Origin of the sequence: Vibrio algarum (genome assembly GCF_028204155.1) — a bacterium.
In the GTDB taxonomy this organism is placed as follows: domain Bacteria; phylum Pseudomonadota; class Gammaproteobacteria; order Enterobacterales; family Vibrionaceae; genus Vibrio; species Vibrio algarum.
Map to the genome: position 1 here is coordinate 2048366 of NZ_JAQLOI010000001.1, position 20607 is coordinate 2068972.

At 40.0% G+C, this 20607-nt stretch carries 15 protein-coding genes and 3 pseudogenes; 10 read left to right on the forward strand and 8 right to left on the reverse strand.

What is annotated here, in order from left to right:
- Positions 1-7: 7 nt before the first annotated feature.
- From PGX00_RS09705 to PGX00_RS09720, 4 genes are all read right to left on the reverse strand, one after another.
- Positions 8-691, reverse strand: coding sequence for a hypothetical protein (locus tag PGX00_RS09705; RefSeq protein WP_272135680.1), 684 nt, complete (start codon positions 689-691; stop codon positions 8-10).
- Positions 692-825: 134 nt separating this feature from the next.
- Positions 826-2832 carry a carboxy terminal-processing peptidase gene (gene prc / locus PGX00_RS09710; RefSeq protein WP_272135682.1) on the reverse strand — a complete coding sequence of 669 codons (2007 nt, stop codon included), beginning with the start codon at positions 2830-2832 and terminating at the stop codon, positions 826-828.
- A 17-nt stretch (positions 2833-2849) separates the two neighbouring features.
- Positions 2850-3488, reverse strand: coding sequence for an RNA chaperone ProQ (gene proQ, locus PGX00_RS09715; protein WP_272135684.1), 639 nt, complete (start codon positions 3486-3488; stop codon positions 2850-2852).
- A gap of 100 nt (positions 3489-3588) precedes the next feature.
- A complete protein-coding gene (locus PGX00_RS09720; protein WP_272135686.1) occupies positions 3589-4062 on the reverse strand; it encodes a GAF domain-containing protein in 474 nt (157 codons plus the stop codon).
- Between the two features lie 243 nt (positions 4063-4305).
- On the opposite strand from PGX00_RS09720, the pseudogene PGX00_RS09725 reads away from it, so the two are divergent.
- The 3 genes and pseudogenes from PGX00_RS09725 (at position 4306) to rsmF (ending at position 9862) form a co-directional block, all read left to right on the forward strand.
- A pseudogene (locus PGX00_RS09725) lies at positions 4306-5615 on the forward strand (PqiA/YebS family transporter subunit).
- A gap of 7 nt (positions 5616-5622) precedes the next feature.
- Positions 5623-8277, forward strand: a complete 2655-nt coding sequence (locus PGX00_RS09730; RefSeq protein WP_272135688.1) for an MlaD family protein — start codon at positions 5623-5625, stop codon at positions 8275-8277.
- Between the two features lie 157 nt (positions 8278-8434).
- Positions 8435-9862, forward strand: coding sequence for a 16S rRNA (cytosine(1407)-C(5))-methyltransferase RsmF (rsmF, locus tag PGX00_RS09735; protein WP_272135690.1), 1428 nt, complete (start codon positions 8435-8437; stop codon positions 9860-9862).
- Between the two features lie 82 nt (positions 9863-9944).
- Here rsmF and PGX00_RS09740 read toward each other — a convergent pair.
- The 3 genes and pseudogenes from PGX00_RS09740 to PGX00_RS09750 form a co-directional block, all read right to left on the reverse strand.
- Positions 9945-10783: pseudogene (locus PGX00_RS09740) on the reverse strand (CvfB family protein).
- 67 nt (positions 10784-10850) lie between these two features.
- Positions 10851-11327, reverse strand: coding sequence for a PaaI family thioesterase (locus PGX00_RS09745; protein ID WP_272135692.1), 477 nt, complete (start codon positions 11325-11327; stop codon positions 10851-10853).
- Positions 11328-11421: 94 nt separating this feature from the next.
- Positions 11422-12303 (reverse strand): putative PEP-binding protein, encoded by an 882-nt coding sequence (locus PGX00_RS09750; RefSeq protein ID WP_272135694.1) that lies wholly within the window; start codon positions 12301-12303, stop codon positions 11422-11424.
- Between the two features lie 208 nt (positions 12304-12511).
- Here PGX00_RS09750 and PGX00_RS09755 point away from each other — a divergent pair, with 208 nt between their 5' ends.
- Both PGX00_RS09755 and PGX00_RS09760 read left to right on the forward strand, forming a co-directional pair.
- The gene (locus PGX00_RS09755; protein ID WP_272135696.1) at positions 12512-13573 is read left to right on the forward strand and encodes a 3-deoxy-7-phosphoheptulonate synthase; all 1062 of its coding nucleotides are present in this window, start codon (positions 12512-12514) and stop codon (positions 13571-13573) included.
- Positions 13574-13576: 3 nt separating this feature from the next.
- Entirely contained in the window at positions 13577-14059 is a 483-nt protein-coding gene (locus tag PGX00_RS09760; RefSeq protein ID WP_272135698.1) for a YajQ family cyclic di-GMP-binding protein, read from the forward strand.
- Positions 14060-14143: 84 nt separating this feature from the next.
- Here PGX00_RS09760 and PGX00_RS09765 read toward each other — a convergent pair whose 3' ends face one another.
- Entirely contained in the window at positions 14144-15088 is a 945-nt protein-coding gene (locus PGX00_RS09765; RefSeq protein WP_272135701.1) for a precorrin-2 dehydrogenase/sirohydrochlorin ferrochelatase family protein, read from the reverse strand.
- A 448-nt stretch (positions 15089-15536) separates the two neighbouring features.
- Here PGX00_RS09765 and PGX00_RS09770 point away from each other — a divergent pair, with 448 nt between their 5' ends.
- From PGX00_RS09770 to PGX00_RS09790, 5 genes and pseudogenes are all read left to right on the forward strand, one after another.
- Positions 15537-16565: an amino acid ABC transporter substrate-binding protein gene (locus PGX00_RS09770; RefSeq protein WP_272135703.1), complete on the forward strand. Its 1029-nt coding sequence runs from the start codon at positions 15537-15539 to the stop codon at positions 16563-16565.
- A gap of 78 nt (positions 16566-16643) precedes the next feature.
- Complete coding sequence (locus tag PGX00_RS09775) at positions 16644-17852, forward strand: amino acid ABC transporter permease (protein WP_272135705.1); 1209 nt, start codon at positions 16644-16646, stop codon at positions 17850-17852.
- A 1-nt stretch (position 17853) separates the two neighbouring features.
- Positions 17854-18950: pseudogene (locus PGX00_RS09780) on the forward strand (amino acid ABC transporter permease).
- A gap of 21 nt (positions 18951-18971) precedes the next feature.
- Positions 18972-19721: an amino acid ABC transporter ATP-binding protein gene (locus PGX00_RS09785; RefSeq protein ID WP_272135707.1), complete on the forward strand. Its 750-nt coding sequence runs from the start codon at positions 18972-18974 to the stop codon at positions 19719-19721.
- A gap of 215 nt (positions 19722-19936) precedes the next feature.
- Positions 19937-20599: a Bax inhibitor-1 family protein gene (locus PGX00_RS09790; RefSeq protein ID WP_272135710.1), complete on the forward strand. Its 663-nt coding sequence runs from the start codon at positions 19937-19939 to the stop codon at positions 20597-20599.
- Positions 20600-20607: the final 8 nt, after the last annotated feature.

Consider the following 20607-nt stretch of genomic DNA (forward strand, 5'->3'; position numbering starts at 1 on the left):
GATTTATCTACTCAACTCTATTCATTACTGCGTACATATCGACATCGGTTCCTTCGAGTATGAGCGTATTATTGGTTACTGTATAACGAGAGTTGTGTTCACCCTTTTCATACATAAGTACTAAATTATCACCTTCAAAATAGTAGATACCTTGATAAGCAGCAAGAGCGCCGCTCGCTGACTCTGACATAAATAAAAACATAAAATCTGGTTGAAGCGTTAAACTTACACTGCTGACATTGCTAGCAAGAATATCATCTCCTTTAATTTCTTCACTTCTCCATCGCCCTACTAAAGCCGGTGGATAGCCTTTCATAAACTGTATGCCATTAAGCATCAGCTGATTATGATTAGCTAGATAACTATACGTTTGTGGAGTGTCACTTTTCAAACCCAAAACTAAAGTGTCGCTACTAAGCGAATAGTCACCTTTCCAGTAATTTACACTTTCATCTTTGTTTTGGATCTCAATAGCAAATTGGTAATTTGATGAGATATGTAATCTTATAGCTAAAAAATCAGCATCGCCTTCTTCAGGGGCAGGATTAATTAGATACCAGTCCCCTAGCATTAAAGGAAAATCAAACTGGGTTAGGTCATTATTTTTTCTGTCTGTTTCTGCACTTGTTGCGGTCGCTAGCGTCGAAAAAAACAAACTGCAACAAGTAAGAATTAATATGATTATTTTCATCACAAATTCACCTCACTTTCTTTAAGCGTAGAATCAGATTCTACATAAAGCGAAATATTTGATGTGAATCACAGTAATTTATAAAAATAAAAAGGCGAGCATCAAGCTCGCCTTTTTATTTATTTACAATGTTATCAACTAGATGACTTAGCCTTAATCATATCAACCATAATGGCGACGGATTCATCTAAATAGGCGTCTGGTGCTTCATAATCTTTATCAACGTCATCCAGCGAGGCAAATTCTTTTTCGCCTAACGCTTTTTGACGTTGGTTGATACGAGCTAGCCTTTTAGCTTCTCTATCTTCAATTTTTGCTTGTCTAGTTTTTTCATTTAATGACAATGAGTTGTCGTCTTTTTCTTGCTTATATTGCTCAATATCTTCTGCGATAAAACCAAACTCTCTATCCGTACTTATACGCTGTGTATGAAGTAGTTCTAGTTTGTTAATTTGTTCATCACGCACTTTCAATACATCATAAGCTGCTCTGTCAATACTGTCCCACGGCAAGGCATTATCCTCTACGCTTTCGCCAGTCTCTTCTGGGTCAATCGCCGTAGGATATGAGATATCAGGTACAACACCTTTATTCTGGGTACTACCACCATCTATCCGGTAGAATTTTTGAATTGTGTATTGAACATAGCCTAACTCTTTATCGAACAGATCATAGATGTGATTCAATGAACGATGTTGCTGTACGGTACCTTTACCAAAGGTCTGCTCACCTAAAATAATTGCTCGTCCATAATCTTGCATGGCAGCGGCAAATATTTCAGAAGCAGAAGCACTATAACGGTTAGTTAGTACTGTTAACGGCCCATCGTAACTTGAGATATCATCTGTATCACTATTTACGTTAACACGACCATAGCTATCACGTACCTGAACGACAGGACCTTTTTTGATAAATAGGCCAGACAACGCTGTAGCTTCAGTTAAAGCACCACCACCGTTATTCCTTAGGTCAACGATAATTCCATCGATAGACTTTTCAAGAAGTTCAGCGATTAGTTTATCTGTATCTTTTGAAAGCCCAACATAAAAGCTAGGGACTTCAAGAACACCTATTTTTTTACCGTCTCTTTCGATAATTTCTGATTTAACGGCTCTGTCTTCAAGGCGGACTTTATCTCGCACAATTGTTACGTTGTGACTTTTTGCACTTTTACCTTCAGGTAAAATATTCAATGTAACCTTAGTACCTTTCGGACCTTTAATTAATTGAACTACGTCGTCTAAACGCCAACCAATAACATCAACTATCTCGGCGTTTTCTTGGCCAACACCAATGATTCTGTCACCATCAGTAAGTTCTTTGCTTTTTGACGCTGGACCACCAGCAACAAGTGAACGAATCACAGTATAGTCATCGGTCATTTGCAATACAGCACCAATTCCTTCTAGAGACAAGCTCATCTCTGATTGGAACTGTTCAGCATTACGTGGAGAAAGATAACTGGTGTGAGGATCGACTTGTCTAGCAAAGGCATTCATATAAATTTGAAATGCGTCTTCACTTTTGGCTTGAGTAATACGCTTGATCGCGTTGTTGTAACGCTTTTCAAGCATCTCTTTAATCTCTGGCCACTCTTTATCGGTTAACTTGAGACTTAACGCATCATATTTAACACGTTTACGCCACAATTCATCGAGTTCTTTGGAGCTTTTAGCCCAAGAAGCTTCAGAACGGTCTAAATCAATAGACTCATCAACATCAAATTTTATCTCTTTATCTAAAGCAGACAACGCATAGACATAACGCTCAAATCGTCTTTCCATTGCAAGATTATAAACATCAAAAGCAATCTGATTATTACCAATTTTAAGCTGATCATCTAACTCTATAGACCAATCTGAAAACGAGTCAATATCCGCTTGCGTAAATATGTTTCTATTATAATCAAGCATTTCTAAGTAGCGCTCAAACATGGCCTTAGAAAAATCATCATCTAGACTAAAATGCTTATAATGAGATCGAGTAAACCGAGATGTAACTCTCTTACTCGCGGTTTGATGTTGAACTTCTGGTTCAAGTGTTGGAAGTTGGTCTTTAGATATTTTAGATTCTAAAGCTTGTGCAGAAGCCGCAATGCTAATGCATGCGGCGACTATAGTCAGTTTTAAACGGCAATTCATGCGTAGGATATTCTCCTTTATGCGCGTAAGTGCTCCGCTTTAACAACCATTTGAAGTCCATTGGTTAGGCGAACACGCACATCGTCCTTATTAAGTTCAACTATCGTTGCAGCCATGTTTCCTTTACCCATATTCACATTTACTTCTTTGCCAACGACCATGTCGTCAGAGTTCAGTGCACGTGTTTCTGGAACTGCAGGCTTATTATTTTGTTTCTGCTGAGGCTTAGCTGGTTTAGCACGACGTTGCTGTGCAGGTTTAGCAGCCTTTGGATTGGCTTTGCCTTCTTCGCGAGCTTTAATTGCTTGCTCTTTGCGACGAGCTTGAACTTTAGCTTTGCTCTCCGCTAAAGCTTTCTTCGCGTGCTCTACATGTTCTTCTTCTAACTCACCACATGCATTGCCATCTAAATCAACACGAGTCGCTCCTGGTTTAATACCGTGGAGGTAACGCCATGATGAAGTGTACTGTCTTAATGCTGCACGTAATTGAGTTTTACTCACTTTAGGATCTTCAGACAGACGCTCAGCAAGGTCTTGAAAGATACCGATCTTAAGTGGTTTAGCTTCACCTTCTAGAGTAAAGCATTTAGGGAAACATTCAGCAATGTGTGCGATAACTTCTTTGCTGTTTTTTAACTTTTCAGTGTTTTCCATGAGGTTTCCTGGTTGGAGCGGCCTTCCCGCGAACTAAATCTGACAAATATTTGCGCTATTATAGAGAGATGCTTATGAAAAACCACAGGCAATTAACTTTTTATGCCTCGATAGCCTGTGAATTGAGCACCTTTTCTACTTCTGACATCAAATTCGTCATTCCTTGCTGATCAATTTCGCTAAAACGCGAGATTTTAGGGCTATCGATATCAAGAACACCCGCAATTTTGCCTGAAATAGAAAAAGGGATAACTAATTCGGACATACTTTCGGAATCGCAAGCAATGTGTCCTTCGAAATTATGTACATTTTGAACTCTTTGTACGCTATTAGTTGCTACAGCGGTACCACACACTCCTTTACCCACAGGAATGCGTACACAAGCCGGTTTTCCTTGGAATGGACCCAACACTAATTCGGTGTTGTCCATCAAATAAAAACCTACCCAATTCAGATCCGCTAGCTCCATATTCAGCAATGCACTAATATTAGAGAGATTAGCAACGAGGTTTTTTTCTGACTCAATTATAGCTATTGCCTGTTTGGTTAGCGTTTGGTAGTTCTTTAGATCCATATATTTACCACTTTGCGAAATGCTGTTCTGTTCTTTCTACTATGATTACTCGTATCGTAGCAAATTACTATGTAATGTTACTCTTGAGTGCTAATAGCGTTATTCCAGATACTCAATAATCCTGCTACGATACAGAGAGTTAGTTATGCTGACAAATAACAATTAGTTATGGTTCATATTGGTAATGTCGTAATCGACAGTAATACAGAAGCTCGCTTTTAGGGAAATAGAGACAACGAGAAGATGAAATCTGAAGGCCTTAGCACGACTGAACAACGTTCATCAAAAATTCGCATATGTAAAGGCTGTGAATTACCTGTCGCCCTAGAAAATGTGGCTGTTGGAAAAAGCGCTTATTGCCCTAGATGCAATATGAAACTTTATAAAGGCGGAAAACAACTCCTTGGTGGCAACCTAGCGATAGCTGTTACCTGCCTTTTATTATTTATCCCATCGCATTTTTTCCTTTTATAAGTATCCGATTAATCGGTGTAATGATCCCCGCCACACTGCCTTCTGGGACGTTCACGCTAATGCAAGAAGGGTTTATTGGCTTAGGTCTACTTATACTATTTTGTAGTTCCATTGCACCATTATTAGTTAGCTTAAGTGTCATACTTACACACATAGCGCTCAAAAAGAGGTGGTTCACCCCGTTTAAAAATTCATTGGTTTTAATGCAATTTCTTAAGCATTGGATGATGTTAGATGTTTTTTTGGTTAGCGTAGCCATTTCGTGCGTTAAACTACAAGATTATTCTGATATTTACGTCGGTATAGGATTATATGGCATTATATTACTTCAGTTATTTTGCTTAATGTTAATCTCTAGGGTGAGTATTAGGCACTACTGGGAAGCTTGGCACAAAGAAGCAGCTTTTAACTTCCTTAATAAACAGGTTCACTGTACACACTGCCATTTGTCTCAACCTTCTTCGAAAAAATGTTTTCGTTGTCACACTAAACTAGATCATAGAAAACCCTATTCTATACAAAAAACATGGGCCCTACTCATCGCCGCCGCCGCATTTGTATTTCCCGCTAATATACTTCCAATATCAATCCTCTTTAACAATGGGCAGAGAATAGAAGATACTATTTTTTCTGGCGTAGCCTACCTTATTGTAAAAGACATGCATGGCATTGCACTCGTTATTTTTGTCGCCAGTATTGTCGTTCCAGTAGCCAAGATTGTTGGTTTGGGCTACATACTATTTAGCATACAATTTAAACAAAAAATGCTAAAAAAACAGAGGATGTTCATATATTTCGTAGTCAAATGGATTGGGAAGTGGTCTGTCATGGATCTCTTCGTCATTTCGATTATGATGACATTAGTTGATAGAGGACAAATACTTAACTTCACCCCTGGGTTTGGCGCTGTCGCGTTTGGTGTTGTCGTCGTATTAACTATGTTGGCAACCGATAGTTTTGACCCTAGGTTAATTTGGGATGAACCAGCAACTTCTAAGGACAAGAACAACAAAGTCGCGTCCAATCAACTCGAAAACAAAACTCAACCCTATTCCAACGTCACCAGCAAGGATGATTAAGCCATAAATGAGTAATTCAGATTCCACGCCAACAACGTACAAACCGAATGTTAAAAGAGACTTTGGTATATCACCGCTTTGGATCTTACCTATTGTCACTTTAGCGTTAGCTAGTTGGTTAGTAATAAACGCTATCAATGACGCTGGCCAACGAATCCAAATCTATTTTTCTGACGCTCAAGGATTAATTGCAGGCCGTACTACTATTCAATACCAAGGCCTTGAAGTGGGTATGGTCCGTGATATCTCACTTTCTTCAAAACTTGACAACATTTATGTTGATGCTGACATCTATCCTCAGGCAACCAAACTCTTGGGTGAAAACACTCGATTTTGGTTAGTGAAACCCACTGCCAGTATCTCCGGAATTTCAGGGTTAGATGCATTAGTATCAGGCAATTATATTGCCATCCAACCTGGGGAAGAGCTCAATAAAGATGACGATCAAGAATTTCCCAAAAAGTACACCGCGTTGAATGAACGACCAGCTGATTTCCAAGCAGCTCAAGGGCTTAACATTACACTTCGTTCACAAGATTTAGGTTCTATTTCTATTGGTTCTCAAATTGTCTACAAAAAAATTCCAATTGGTGAAGTGTATAGCTATAAACTTGATGACGAGGCCAAAAATGTATTAATAAAAGCTTATATTAAAAATGAGTTCGCCAATCTAGTTACCAATAAGAGTCGATTTTGGAATGTAAGTGGTGCCGGTGCTCAGATCGGATTTCACGGTGTTGATGTACAGTTTGAAAGTTTGAGTGCCCTATTAACAGGTGCTATTGCTGTAGACTCACCTGACGGTGGTGAACCAGTAAATGAAAAGTCACAATTTAAGCTATACCCAGACTTAAAAACCGCTGGCCGTGGTATTCCGATAAAGATAACACTGCCCGACGAAAACAAAATCGGTGCCGGTGGTGCGCCTATCATGTACCAAGGATTAGAGATCGGCCAAATTACTGATCTATCTCTCAGTGAAGGACGTTCTAGCATTATAGCATCAGCTGCAATCCAACCGGCTTTCAGCGACACATTAAACGGTGGGACGCGTTTTTTATTAGAGGAAGCCAAAGTTTCGTTAGCTGGCGTGGAAAACTTATCCAATTTAGTCACTGGCAATTACTTAACTCTCATTCCTGGAGAAGGTGAAAGCACGCGTAATTTTACCGCCGTACGCAAAGATGATTTACTAAAAGAGAAACAGCACTCAATCGCTATTTCATTAACTGCCGATAACTCCTTTGGCCTTGACCCTGGGACAGCGATTCTTTACAGAGGCTTTGCTGTTGGATCTATTATTGAAACTAAGTTAGTCAACGATCAGGTTATATTTAATGCATTAATCGATAGTCAATATCGCGATTTAATCAGGTCTAAAAATCGATTTTTCGTTACTGGAAGCGCAACTGCCGAGCTAACCGAATCAGGACTAAATGTTACCGTTCCTCCCGCGAAACAACTTCTAACCGGTTCAATTAGTTTTGTAAGTGAAGGAAGCGATACCGTTAATAGTGATTATCGCTTATTTGCCAATCAATCCTTAGCCGAACTCGCCAGTTATAACCAATCTGGAACATTAAAATTAACTCTGTTTGCTAATGAGCTCCCCTCTATATCAAAAGGTAGCCCGTTACTTTATCGAAATTTACAGGTCGGCAAAGTAAACGACTATTCCCTAACCGATGGTGGCGTTAAGATAGCGATAGAAATTGAAAACCGCTATAAACACTTATTAACAAAAAGCACCGTGTTTTGGAACCGATCAGGTGTAGAGGTTGATGCGAGTTTAAGCGGGGTTACTATTAAAGCATCACCGTTGATAACATTACTAAAAGGCGGTATCGCATTTGATAATTTAGTTGGTGTTGAAAACAAATTAGGTAAATACTGGCATCTTTACGACGACTTTACCCATGCTCGCCGGTTTGGAAAAACAGTTTCATTAATAACCAGCGATAAAGTCACTGTAAGTAAGGGTTCCAAAATTAAATTTCAGGGTGTAACCGTTGGAGAAGTTGAGTTATTAAGCCCTGATTTCGATAAAAAACAAACCGAAATACGAACACGAATTTACCCAGAATATGCAGAAAAAATCGCATTAAAAGGGAGTTATTTTTGGCTTGTCTCACCAGAGTTCGGAATTAATGGTGTTGAGAACCTCGATAGCCTTGTTAGTGCATACATTGCCGTCTTACCAGGCAAAGGAAGCAAAAGTACTCAGTTTACTTTGCATTCTACGTCAGCAGAAACAACGGGTATCACTTTTACCCTGCAAAGTGAACATCGCAACTCGGTAAGTATTGGCACCCCTATTCTCTATAGAGATATGGACGTTGGTAAAGTGACTAGCATTGAACTGGGTACTTTTGCAGATCGAGTGGTCTCTACCATTGAAATAGACCCTGAATATGCCTATTTAGTTAGAGAGAATAGCGTCTTTTGGAATGTATCTGGTGTAGATATATCAATAGGCTTATCAGGTGCTCAAATTAAAGCAGGTACATTTGATAGCTTGCTAAAAGGGGGCATCGCGTTTGCAACACCAGACAGCAGCACTATTTTGTCTGCTGCGAAACCTGAACACTCTTTTATACTGCACTCAGAATCACAACCTGAGTGGCGCGAGTGGCGAACTGCAATCCCTAAACCTGAGAAATAACGGTTCTTTCAGAGCAGATTAATTACACGTTCACTCTAATGTGAACCTAGCAACAATCGATCAACTTAAAAAGCAGCTATTTCGGTTGCTTTTTATTTTGATATACAGAAAACTTTGGTTAGAATTGACCCCCTTTTTTCTAAACCGAGTATTGTCCGTGCACGCCAATGTCAAACTGCCCAAAGAGTTTTTAACTCAAATCGAATCTATCATGCCTTCGCACCTTAATATGGACGATTTTGTTGCAGCGTGTAAACGGCCTTTACGTAGAAGCATACGCGTAAATACGCTAAAAATTTCTGTCGATGCATTTTTGTCACGTGCCGAGAGTAAAGGATGGAAACTTATACCCGTACCTTGGTGTGAAACGGGTTTTTGGATAGAAAGGGAAGAAACGGACAAAATGCCACTTGGCAATACCTCTGAGCATATGTCTGGGCTTTTTTATATACAAGAAGCCAGTTCAATGATGCCAGTCACCGCATTACTAAAAGATCAACAGAGCCCCTTAGCCACAGTGTTAGATGTTGCTGCTGCGCCCGGTTCTAAAACAACGCAGATAGCGGCTTCTATGTGCAACGATGGTGCTTTAGTTGCAAATGAATTCTCAGCCAGCCGCATAAAAGGTTTGTACTCAAACATACAACGTTGTGGCGTAAGAAACGTTGCTCTAACAAACTTTGACGGTCGTGTTTTTGGTGGGTGGTTACCCGAACAATTTGATGCTATTTTGTTAGATGCTCCCTGCTCCGGTGAAGGCACAATTCGTAAAGATGCCGATGCGATGAACAATTGGAGTATGGCATCAGTAAATGAAATTGCCGTTACTCAAAAAGATCTAATAGAAAGTGCTTTTCATGCACTTAAACCCGGCGGCGTTCTTGTTTATTCTACCTGCACACTTAACCTAGAAGAAAATCAGCAAGTCTGCCACCACCTACTTGAAGCCTTCCCAGGGAAAATCGCATTTGAGCCACTGAATGATTTGTTTCCTAATGCAGATAAAGCCATCACAGAAGACGGCTTCTTACATATTTACCCACAAATATTTGATAGCGAAGGTTTTTTTGTTGCGAGATTGCGCAAGCTAGGGTCTGTTGATGCCCCTGTCGTTAAAAAACGCTTGGGTAAGTTTCCATTTACTAAAGCGAACAAAAAGACAAGTGACAGCGTCACTGATTCATTAAAAAATACGCTTCAAATTACGCTGCCTACTAGTGGACAAATTTGGACTCGTGACAAAGAAGTATGGTTTTTCCCAATCGCATTGGAACCAATGATAGGAAAATTACGCTTTGACCGCATGGGGATAAAACTAGCAGAAGCACACAAAAAAGGGTATCGCTGGCAGCATGAAGCCGTTATGGCTTTAGCAACAGGGAGTGAGTCCATAACCGTGTCTCTCTCCATCGAAGAGGCGAGAGAATGGTATATGGGTAGAGATATCCGCCCTAACAACATAAGTGGTTCAGGTGAAGTCATTGTTAAGTATAACGGTGATGTTATCGGTCTAGGTAAATGGGTAGGAAATAGAATTAAAAATGGTTTACCAAGAGAGTTAGTTCGAGATGGTAACCTGTTTTAAATAACACAACATAAAAAAGCCCAGTATTGGGCTTTTTTATTTGGGTCTGTAATAACCTTTATCTTAAGATCCTTAATTCACGTTACTCGTCAACTAAGCGAATTCCCTCTTTCTCGATAACAATTATACCCTTCTTGTATAGGACACCGATGCTCTTCTTAAATGTGCCTTTACTCGTACGAAAAACAGAGAAAATAGCATCAGGCGTTGATTTATCGTTTAGAGGCAGGAATCCCTCTTTCTTTTTTAACAAATCGACTATTTTTTCGCTCATGTCGTCCATCTTGGCGACGCCGATTTTTTGCAGCGATAAATCAATTTTCCCGTCATCTCTGACGTTCTTAATAAAGCCTTTAACGCGTTTACCAATAAACAGCTTACCAAACACTTCAGAAGGAAAAATCATTCCCCAGTGCGCACCATTGATAATAGCCTTAAAACCTAAATCACTGCGTTCAGCAATAATAAGTTCTACCTGCTGATTGCGCGTATAGTTCGCTGGTGTTTGATCTAAGATTTTATTAAATTTTGTAGTACCGACGATACGGCCAGAGGCTTTGTCAGTATATACATAAACAAGGATTTTTTGACCTTCATTAAATCGAGCACGTTGCTCACTAAATGGGATCAAAAGATCTTTTTCTCTATGCCCCAGTCGACAAATGCACCGGTATTATTAACACCAACAACCGGCATTAGGCCAAACTCTCCTACTTGTGCTATTGGCGTTTCTCTTGTCGCAGTGAGTTGCCTTTCTGAATCAAAGAACAAAAACACTTCGACACGTTGGCCAATTTGGAGCCCCTCTGGTGCTTGACGTTTTGGCAGCATGACTGTGCCATAATCATCTGCATCAAGAAATAGACCGAAATCTTCTATTTTTACTACTTCTAGCTCGTTTACTTGACCAACTTTAATCATGAATCTGTTCCCGTACTTAATGAGCCGGGGATTATACGCTATCTGACTATCTGATGTTATTAATTTCTTAGCCAACAACCTTTATGGATAATGTAAGATTAAAATTCGCCATTGGCTCATTACCCATTTTAGACGGACAAGTGGCAACAATTTTTACCGCTTTGTTGATACGTTCTCCCGTACTAATTGCCTCATCTAACATGTCGTCTATTAGTTTTCCATCTTCACAGGTAAATATAACGTCAGATTCAGGTCGCTTCAAAAACTGCCCATCAACCTCTTTAAAAGCGAGCGAAATTTTTCGTCCACATTCCTGAGCTTTACTCATTGCCAAGAAGCCACCAGCCACATCCGCACCTACAGCTAATACACCAAAATACATGCTATTTAAGTGATTCTTAGTTTTTCGTCTTAGGGGGATTTTAACAATGACTTTTTCACTGTCCATTTCTAGTATTTTCGGTCTGCATATCCAAATAAGTGGAACTTTGGTGAAGGCGAATATATTGAGATAGAGATTTGCTTTCGCTAGAGGAGATAACATAAAGGCGCCGTTTTTATTAACTGATTGGACCAGTTAAGCGGGCGCCCTTTGAAATGTCAAATAAATGTTAACGAAATGATAAGTGTATTTGATATTAGCCGGTTATTGCCACTTTCATATTCTTGAGATCAAGTAACGTTTCTTGCAAGATAGGCGCTGACGCCAGTGCAGGACAGAGTATTAAATAAGGCTTTTTAGCTTTGTTGACTAGCTTAACCATTTGAACAATCAATGAAGAGACCGCTTCACTTTGAATATCAAAGCTCTGTTGTAACGCTTCATTATTATTGTCAATGCCAAGTGTAAATTGAGCGAGGTTCTCAACGTTTATTACTACACCATCAAAATAATGAAGCAACTTTTCTGCCAGTAAAATAGAAGAAGGGACATCACAAGAATAGAGTAAACGGAATCCATTTAGACCACGTGGAAGCCCCTGCTCTGCTAGCTTATCTATAATAGTTGCAGCATCACTTAATGCTCTTACAAACGGAACAACAAGCTCAATGTTTAGTCCTTCTGAACGCAATTGTTTCACGACTTCGCATTCTAAGGCAAAAGACGAACTGTATAAGTTGGAGGCATAACGACCCACACCACGAAGCCCCATTTTAGGGTTAACTTCATTATCTTCACATTGGCCACCCAACAAAGCACCAAACGCGTAGCTATCTATGTTGCTTAAACAGATACGGATTGTTTTATGGCTAGGTGTAATCGATGCTTTGATTGCAGAACATAGTGTAGACACAAAGTGTTCTTTCACTGTTTGGCCATTAAGTATCGCTTGTAAGGTTGCCTTGTCTGTTTCGGACAACAATGCTTCATCAATTGAAGGATGATAAAAAACCTTTTCCATGATGAGATCAGCTAATGACACATATAACTGATCAGATTCAACTTGATCGGTATAAGAAGGAAGCGCATTTACAACTTCAATTTCTGGAAGAATCACACCTTGAGTTGCGTTACTCATTACTACTCCGTTAGATATTCAATTACTTTGCTAACGAAAATACAAGCCAACTACGCTTAACTCAAGAAAAAAGTGAGGATAGTTCTAATTAAAATGAATAAATATGACTTTTTCACGACGTTTTTAGTTTAAGCCTCATATTGACGGTTTATTCCTTCCATCATTTCCGTTATCTTTAGCGCTTCGCAATTACAAAACTGCCTCTAAAATGCTACTTAAAACAGATGAATTAAGAACCCAAGCCCTTGGGCCTATGCCCACACCTGCTGAACTTGTAAATTCACATCCTCTAACTGAAGATGTCGCAAAGAGAATTGCCCAATCTCGTAGACAAATAGAAAATATTTTAACTGGGGAAGATAATCGCCTTTTGGTAATTGTTGGCCCTTGCTCAGTACACGATACCGACGCTGCTATCGACTATGCCAATCGCCTAAGCTGTATCCAAGAAAAGTATAAAGACCACCTATTTATTGTTATGCGCACCTATTTTGAAAAGCCACGTACTATCGTCGGCTGGAAGGGATTAATAACAGACCCTAATCTTGATGGCTCATATGCGTTAGAAGCTGGTTTAGAAAAGGCCCGTAAACTGCTACTCGATATCAATAAGCTTGGCCTCGCTACGGCAACAGAGTTTTTAGACATGATCACCGGCCAATATATTGCCGACCTAATCACTTGGGGAGCCATCGGCGCGCGTACCACTGAATCTCAAATTCATAGAGAAATGGCTTCTGCACTTTCCTGCCCTGTTGGCTTTAAAAACGGTACAAATGGAAATGTTAGAATAGCAATCGATGCCATACGAGCAGCCAAAGCGCAGCACTACTTTTACTCACCCGATAAGAATGGCCGCATGACGGTTTATCGCACCAGTGGTAACCCATTCGGGCATGTCATTCTTAGAGGCGGTGATAATGGGCCGAACTTTGATCACGCTTCTGTTGAAGATGCTTGCAGTAAACTGGGTGAAGTTGGCTTACCGGAAAGGCTCGTCGTCGATTTTAGCCACGCTAACTGTCAAAAACAGCATCGAAAACAACTCGAAGTCGCGGAAGATATATGCCAGCAAATACGTGCTGGTAGTACTTATATTGCCGGTATTATGGCAGAAAGTTTTATTGAAGAAGGCAATCAACCGATGACCGATCTCAGTAACTTAACTTATGGTAAATCTATCACCGATCCATGTTTAGGTTGGGAAGATACCGAAAAAATGTTAGATATGCTTTCATTAGCAATTCAAGATAGAAATTTAGGAGAATAATTGATGCCTTCGTTCGATATTATTTCTGAGGTAGATACGGTAGAACTTCGTAACTCTGTAGACAATGCTAATCGCGAGCTTTCTACACGTTTTGACTTTCGAAACGTAGAAGCAAGTTTCGAGATTAAAGATGACGTAGTAAAACTAACCGCTCAAGATGATTTCCAACTTCGTCAAATGATGGATATTTTACGCAGTAATCTTGCAAAAAGAGGTGTTGACGCCGCCTCAATGGAAACAAATACTGCCGTTCATTCAGGCAGAAATTGGTATCAAGACGTTCAATTCAAGCAAGGCATTGAGACCTTAGTTGCCAAAAAGGTCGTTAAAGCGATTAAAGATGCAAAACTGAAGGTCCAAGCTTCAATTCAAGGTGACAAGGTTCGTGTGACTGGCAAAAAGCGAGATGACTTACAAAGTACAATGGCATTGATGAGAGAATCAGAATTGGGTCAACCTTTCCAATTTGATAATTTCAGAGACTAATTAGCCTCTTTCGCAGTCAATAAATAAGGTCTTAGTCATTAATCTTGCTAAGACCTTATTTTTTATTAACCGTTCTGACATTGCTTATCCAACAATTCTTAATATCCTGTCTGATAAAACTAACCCTTTCAACTCTTGATCCGATTCAATAGCATCCTTTGGTATAAATATGCAAATATTAGGCGGCATGCTATCAGCGTCAAGGTTTAATATTGCTGTTAAGTGCGCAACGTCTCTGTAGACGATTCTTTCTGCGTCCCTGCGACAAAGGTCAACAAAATCAAAAGGACAATCCTGAGGATAAATAACCCACTCAGCTTGTTGCATCATACGGAGTGTTTTGATCGAAATATTTTCGACATCGTTGTTAAACTCCATCCAAATACGTGACGCGGTCACCTTTGCATCAACTGACAAGCACGATTGATACTCTACTTCTAATTTTTCTTTGTTATCAGATAGTTCTACATTTGGCCTTGCAAAAAATCGCTCCCAGAAACGACGTCTATCATCAACAGAATGATAAATAGATTTTATATGATCTCTTTTTTCACCTGTAAATTCAGCCAATAGACCTGTGTTTTGCGCAAGTACTCTTTCTATCTTCTCTCGAATATTTCTGACCAGAACAGGTGACGCACCACCACTAGAAATCGCTATCTGCACTTTCCCTCTATTAATCATTGAAGGCGTAATAAAATCGCAATAGGGTTTATCATCGACCACGTTGACTAAAATGTTGCGTTTTTTTGCATCGTTATGCACCTGATGGTTCAAATTGGCATCACTTGTTGTCGCCCACACTTGTACTGGATTTTTAATGTAATCGTCTCGATAATGAGACTCTATCCATTTAAGTTGGTTACTTTCAGCACATTGCTTGAGATAATTGCTGAGAACTGGCGACACCACGGTTACGCTTGCATTAGCACGTAACAATGCATCTACTTTGCGGCTTGCAACTTCACCGCCCCCAACGACAAGCACTGGTTTATTGGTTAAATCCAAAAAAAGTGGAAAATACTGCATGCGATTCCTATTTTAATACATACCACTAAAGTGGCATGAGCCACCAAAGTGGTGCTTCCAAGTAACAAATAACACACAATTATAACTATTTACTGTTAAATTTGCATGTCATACCAGATTTTACATTTGTTTTTAGCTATATGTGCAGAATTAAATGCCAGTGGCACGTCTTTTTTACTACAAATCACTCTAAATCACCAAAACTGTGCACCGTTGCACTATTTACAAACACGCAACATTTCGTCATTCTAGAGACCGTAAAGTTAATTAAGTTTTCTAAGCTACACTTTTTTACTACATAAATTAAGAAAATTTCGAACTTTACAAACAGATGTAAACAAATTGTTCTATACGCATTTTGCAAAAAGACAATACGCAATACACAACATATAAAGAAACTGCATCAGGTGTCACCTGGTTCAAAATGGATTATACAGGAAGGATACAAATGGCGAATAAACTTACAATTATTGCTTCAGTCGTAGCTGCTTCTACTGCTTTGATGGCAAACACAGCATCCGCAGCAGAAAGTACTCTTGAAAAAGTAAAAGCTCAAGGCTTTGTTACATGTGGCGTATCAACAGGTCTACCTGGTTTCTCTAACCCTAACTCAAAGGGTGAGTGGGAAGGTATTGACGTTGAATATTGCCAAGCTATTGCAGCTGCAGTTTTAGGTGATAAAACAAAAGTTAAGTATGTACCTTTAACAGCGAAAGAACGCTTTACTGCACTTCAATCTGGTGAAATTGATGTTCTAAGTCGAAATACAACTTGGACATTGCACCGTGATACTGCACTAGGTCTTAACTTTGCTGGCGTAAACTATTACGACGGTCAAGGTTTTATGGTGAAAAAAGAACTTGGTCTTACGAGTGCTGAAGAACTAGATGGCGCTTCAGTTTGTGTTCAGTCTGGTACAACAACAGAACTTAACCTAGCAGACTACTTCCGTAATAAAGGCATGTCTTATAAGCCAGTTGTATTTGATACAGCAGCGCAAACTTCGTCTGGTTTCGACTCGGGCCGTTGTGACGTACTAACAACTGACCAATCTGGTCTTTATGCTCTTCGCCTTAACCTGAAAGATCCTGCCTCTGCAGCGGTTTTACCAGAAATCATTTCAAAAGAACCTCTTGGTCCTGTTGTACGTCAAGGTGATGACCAGTGGCTTAACATCGCTAAGTGGACTCTAAATGCAATGATAAATGCTGAAGAGTACGGTATTACTTCTACCAATGCAGATGAAATGCTTAAGTCTTCAGATCCAAACGTAAAGCGTATCCTTGGTGTGGATGGACCTAAAGGTAAAGGTCTTGGTATTGCAGACGATTGGGGCTACCAAGTTATCAAACAAGTTGGTAACTACGGCGAAAGCTTCGAGCGTACTGTTGGTACTGGCTCTCCGCTACAAATTTCCCGTGGTGTTAACGCACTATGGAATGCAGGCGGCTTTATGTATGCTCCACCAATCCGTTAATTCACTTACTTGAATTAATTATTGGATTAGGGCGGTTTAGGCCGCCCTTTGTTATATGGATTTAGAGGTTATAGCTGTATGAAGCCTACCAATACAATAGCGCCGGATTCCGAAGAAACATCGAAACCCAAAAGCGCAAACCTGTTGTACAATCCCACTTTTCGCTCTGTCGTTTTTCAGGTATTCGCGATTATCGCGCTAGTTTATTTTTTCTACACAATCGTCAACAACGCACTAACTAATCTCGATGCCCGTGGCATTGCGACTGGTTTTGATTTTTTAAGTCAAGAAGCCGGCTTTGGGATTGGTCTTACTCTTGTCGAATACGATGAAACCTTTTCTTATGGAAGAACCTTTATCGTCGGGCTGTTAAACACCGCTTTAGTGTCTGTTTTAGGTATTTTTTTCGCCACTATCCTTGGATTTACTGTTGGTATCGCGAGATTATCTTCAAACTGGTTGGTAAGTCGTTTAGCCGCCGTTTACATAGAGACATTTCGAAATATTCCCCTATTACTTCAGATCTTTTTTTGGTATTTCGCAGTACTACAAGCATTGCCTTCACCGAGACAAAGCTTGAGTTTAGGCGAAGCCATTTTCTTAAATGTTCGAGGTCTATCATTCCCAGCGCCAGTATTTGAAACTGGTAGTAATTTTGTCATTGCATCGTTTATTTTTGGTGTTGTATTTACAATAATTATTAATATTTGGGGTAAAAACAGACAAAAGCTAACTGGTCAACAAACACCAATAACACGCATTGGCTTAGCCTTATGTGTCGTTATGCCGATGATTGTCTACTTTTTGACTGGCTCACCTATCTCTGGAGATTACCCAGTACTTAAAGGGTTTAATTTCAAAGGTGGTATCAGTATTATCCCTGAGCTTGGTGCACTACTTTTTGCTCTAAGCATATATACAGCTTCGTTTATTGCCGAGATTGTACGTTCAGGTATCAATGCTGTGAATCATGGCCAAACAGAAGCCGCGATGTCACTAGGGTTACCTCGCAACCGTACATTGAAACTTGTGGTAATACCTCAAGCACTAAGAATCATTATTCCACCTCTTACTAGCCAATATTTGAACCTAACTAAAAACTCATCGCTTGCAATGGCGATTGGTTACCCTGACCTTGTGTCAGTATTTGCTGGTACAACGCTCAATCAGACTGGACAAGCGATTGAAATTATCGCGATGACCATGGGGGTTTATCTAACGCTGAGTCTCGTAACATCAGCCTTGATGAACATTTATAACCGCAAAGTTGCCTTGGTGGAGAGATAATATGAAAGTACATCAATTTCAAGAGAGTCTGCCACCCCTGCTAATACCGTTGGTCTGGTCGGCTGGCTACGTAAAAATCTATTCAATGGTCCTATCAATACGGTTCTGACCTTTATTCTTGCCTATATCGCATTTAATCTTATTTGGGGCATAGCTCAATGGGCTTTCATCAATGCAGATTGGATTGGTACTACACGTGATGCGTGTAGCCGAGAAGGCGCTTGTTGGGTCTTTATCAGTGTACGTTGGGAACAATTCATGTATGGATTTTACCCAAGTGAAGAACTGTGGCGCCCTCGCCTGTTTTATGCGACGTTAGCAATTTTTGTTGCTTTGCTGATGTATGAAAGAACACCTAAGCGCACGTGGTTATGGCTATTTTTCGTTAATATCTATCCATTTATTATTGCGGGTTTATTATACGGTGGTATTTTCGGGCTAGAGGTTGTTGATACGCATAAATGGGGTGGTCTACTTGTTACTTTGATCATCGCACTGGTTGGTATCGTTGTATCACTTCCTATCGGTATCGCTTTAGCGCTGGGACGTCGTTCCGAAATGCCGATTATACGAAGTATGTGTACTGTATATATAGAGATATGGCGTGGCGTTCCTTTGATCACCGTTCTGTTTATGGCATCTGTCATGTTGCCACTGTTCCTTTCAGAAGGTTCAGAAACAGACAAGCTCATTCGAGCTCTAATTGGCGTGGTTATGTTCAGTGCTGCTTATATGGCAGAGGTTATTCGTGGCGGTTTACAAGCAATACCAAAAGGCCAATATGAAGCAGCTGATGCATTAGGACTCGGTTACTGGAAGAAGATTGGACTAATCATTCTTCCGCAAGCTTTAAAAATTACTATTCCGTCTATCGTGAACACATTCATCGGTCTATTTAAGGACACAAGTCTGGTACTTATTATCGGTATGTTTGATGTTCTGGGTATTGGTCAATCGGCCAACAATGACCCTGAATGGTTGGGTTTCTCAAAAGAAAGTTATGTATTTGTCGCGTTAGTGTTCTGGGTGTTCTGTTTCGGTATGTCGAGATATTCGATCTACCTAGAGAACAAGCTACATACCGGTCACAAACGATAGCTAAAGATTCAAGGACGTATTATGACGCAGCAAGAAGATTATATAATCAAGTTAAAGAAAATGAACAAATGGTATGGCGATTTCCACGTACTTAAAGACATCAATCTTAAAGTTAAAAAAGGTGAGAAGATCGTTATCTGTGGCCCTTCTGGCTCTGGTAAATCTACGATGATTCGTTGTATCAACCGCCTAGAAGAACATCAAAAAGGTAAAATAGTGGTCGCTGGAAACGAGCTGACTGAAGACCTTAAAAACATTGAGGCGGTTCGCCGTGAAGTTGGCATGTGTTTCCAGCACTTCAACTTGTTCCCTCACTTAACGGTTTTGGAAAACTGCACGTTAGCGCCAATCTGGGTAAAGAAAATGCCTAAAGATGAAGCAGAAGAGATAGCCATGAAATATCTCGAGCGTGTAAAGATTCCAGATCAAGCAGACAAATACCCAGGTCAGCTTTCTGGAGGACAACAGCAGCGCGTTGCTATCGCACGTTCATTATGTATGAACCCTCAAATCATGTTGTTTGATGAGCCGACATCAGCACTCGACCCTGAAATGGTACGTGAAGTACTTGACGTAATGGTAGAGCTTGCAGACGAAGGTATGACGATGCTTTGTGTAACGCACGAGATGGGTTTTGCTAAGGAAGTTGCTGATAGAGTTATATTTATGGATGCTGGTGAAATTATCGAGGAAAACAATCCTATTGATTTCTTTGAGAATCCACAATCTGATCGTACTCAAAACTTCTTGAGTCAGATCTTGAGTCACTAGAGAAAGTAAGCGACAATGAGTTAAGAGGCGGCTAGTAGCCGCCTCTTGTATATATAGGGCTAACACTGTAATAGTTTGTTACATCTCCAGTTGGTACTATCTTTATAATTTATGGCGGTTTTTTATATACTGTCTTATAACAAGGGTTGAAAGTTGCAACTTTCGTCCCAAAATATAGACTAAGTAATTAGTCAGTTACCTTTTAGAGGAAGATTATGAACAGTCCATTGGTATCGCGTTCTTCAACGCAACAGAGTGTGATTCAAACAAACAAAGTATTGCGTAATACCTATTTCTTACTATCCATGACACTTGTGTGGTCAGCTATTGTCGCCGCTGTATCTATGGCGCTTCAACTACCGCGTCCTGGAATCATCATTATGCTAGTTGGCTTCTACGGCCTACTCTACCTTACGGAAAAAAACCGTAACAACAGCATGGGACTTGTATTTACATTCCTATTCACGGGTTTCTTAGGTTATACCATTGGTCCAATTCTCAGCATGTACATCGGCGCTGGTATGGGCGATGTGGTTGTAACAGCGCTTGGTGGTACAGCTTTAGCATTTATGGGTGCTTCAGCTTATGCACTTACAACGAAACGTGACCTTTCATTCCTAAACGGTATGATGATGGCTGGTTTCGTCGTTATCCTAGTTGGTTTTGTTGCGAACATCTTCCTACAGATGCCAGCTCTATACCTAGCGATGAGCGGTATGTTTATCCTGTTTTCTACTGGGGCTATCTTACTTACAACACAACAAATTGTACGTGGCGGTGAAGTAAATTACATCTCAGCAACAGTAACGTTATATGTTTCCATCTATAACCTATTCATTAGCCTACTTAGCATTTTAGGTTTTATGAACAACGATTAATCAAATCG